The organism is Nostocoides sp. (assembly GCF_035343835.1).
GTDB classification, from domain to species: domain Bacteria; phylum Actinomycetota; class Actinomycetes; order Actinomycetales; family Dermatophilaceae; genus Nostocoides_A; species Nostocoides_A vanveenii.
The window spans coordinates 1-1,666 of the sequence record NZ_DAOQZV010000395.1 but is presented as its reverse complement, the minus strand read 5'-3'; the positions used below and the strand labels follow the sequence as shown (position 1 = coordinate 1,666).

Genomic DNA, 1,666 nt, shown 5'->3' with positions numbered 1-1,666 from the left:
CGCGACCTCAGCGAGCAATCCTGGTTGGTCATCGCCGGCTCCCTCCCGCCCGCGATGGACCCCGAAGTGGTGGGCGAATTCGTCGACCTGGCGGCACGGCATACGGTCATGACGGCAGTCGACGTGTCAGGCGCCGCGCTCACGGCTGCCCTGCAGCACCGCGCAAATCTGTTGGCCCCCAACGAGATCGAACTGGCCGAGCTGATCGGCGCCGACCTCGCCACCGATACCGTCGCCGCCACTGCCGATGCCGCGCGGCGGCTCGCGGCGCAACACGGTGTCGAACTCTTGGTCAGCATGGGCCGCGCCGGCGCCGTGCACACCGACGGCGCGACCGTCTTGCACGGCAGCGGCCCGGAACTCGTCCCGGTCAACACCGCCGGCGCCGGGGATGCTTTCCTCGCCGGCTGGCTCGCCGCCCCCGGCACGCACAGCGACCGGATGGCCCGCGCCCTTGCGTGGGGGCGGTCCGCCTGCCTTTGCCCGACCACCGTCGACCCGCGCCCCGGCACCCGCGGTGGCGACCGGATCACTGTCACCACCCTCCCGTCCTGACGTCCTGAAGGAGCACATCGAAATGACCGACATCCGCCGCATCATCGTCACCGCCCCTGGCGCCCTCGAACTGCGCACCGAGGCGCCCGCCGAGGTCGGCGCCGGGCAGGTCCGCGCCCGCAGCGTCACCGTCGGCGTCTGTGGATCCGACACCCACGCCCTGCACGGCCGCCACCCGCTGATCCCGATGCCCTACTTCCCCGGTCACGAGGTCACCGGCGTCGTCACCGAGGTGGGCGAGGGAGTCAGCAATGTCGCCGTCGGCAAGCGCGTGACCGTCGAGCCGACCCTCCCGTGCTGGGCGTGCAAGCAGTGCCGCCAGGGGCAGGAGAACCTCTGCGAGAACCTCCAGTTCTTCGGCTGTGGCTTCGAGCAGGGCGGTATGGCCGACGAATTCGTCGTGCGGGCCGATCGGCTCCACATCATCCCCGACGACCTGGACGACGCGACCGCATCCCTGATCGAGCCGCTGTCGACGCCGGTCCACGCCGGCCGCATCGCCGGTCCGCTCGCGGACAAGGCCGTCGTCATCATGGGCTCCGGCACCATCGGCCTGCTGATGCTCGCGGTCGCCCGGTATGACGGCGCCCGCCGCGTCGTCATGACCGACCCGCTGCCCGCCAAGCGCGAGATCGCTCTGCGCCTCGGCGCGGACGCGGCCGTCGACGCCACCGCGCCCGATGTCGTCGACCAGGTGCGGGCGGCGCTCGGCGAGAGCGCCGACGTCGTCTTCGACTGCGTCGCCATCCAGCCGACCATCAGCGCCGCGATCACGTTGGCCACCAAGGGCGGCACCGTGGCCATCGTCGGCGTCCCCGCGGCCGATGTGACGATCCCGACGATCGTGGTGCAGGACAACCAGGTTCGCATCCAGGGGTGCGCCACCTATGTCCCCGAGGACTACGCCAAGTCGATCGAGATGCTACAGGCCGGCGCCGTCAAGGCGGCCGACTTCGTCACGGCGGAGTACCCCCTGACCCAGGCGCGCGAAGCCTTCGATGCCTCGGCCGCCGGCGGCGAGATCAAGGTCCTCATCCGCCCATGAGCCGGCAGATCGGGGGCGATCCCCAGCTCGCGGCCTCCCGCCATCAGATCATTCTCGACACCTTGC

General features: G+C 71.1%; 2 protein-coding genes. Both read left to right on the top strand.

The features are described from left to right. A partial coding sequence (locus tag PKH97_RS16485; RefSeq protein WP_324388692.1) for a PfkB family carbohydrate kinase occupies positions 1 to 555 on the top strand: 555 nt, incomplete at its 5' end. A 22-nt stretch (positions 556 to 577) separates the two neighbouring features. After that, positions 578 to 1,600: an alcohol dehydrogenase catalytic domain-containing protein gene (locus tag PKH97_RS16480; RefSeq protein ID WP_324388691.1), complete on the top strand. Its 1,023-nt coding sequence runs from the start codon at positions 578 to 580 to the stop codon at positions 1,598 to 1,600. The last annotated feature ends 66 nt before the right edge of the window (positions 1,601 to 1,666 follow it).

Coding starts and splice junctions, on each gene's coding strand:
- PKH97_RS16480 (WP_324388691.1), top strand. CDS start 578: ATGACCGACATCCGCCGCATCATCGTCACCGCCCCTGGCGCCCTCGAA.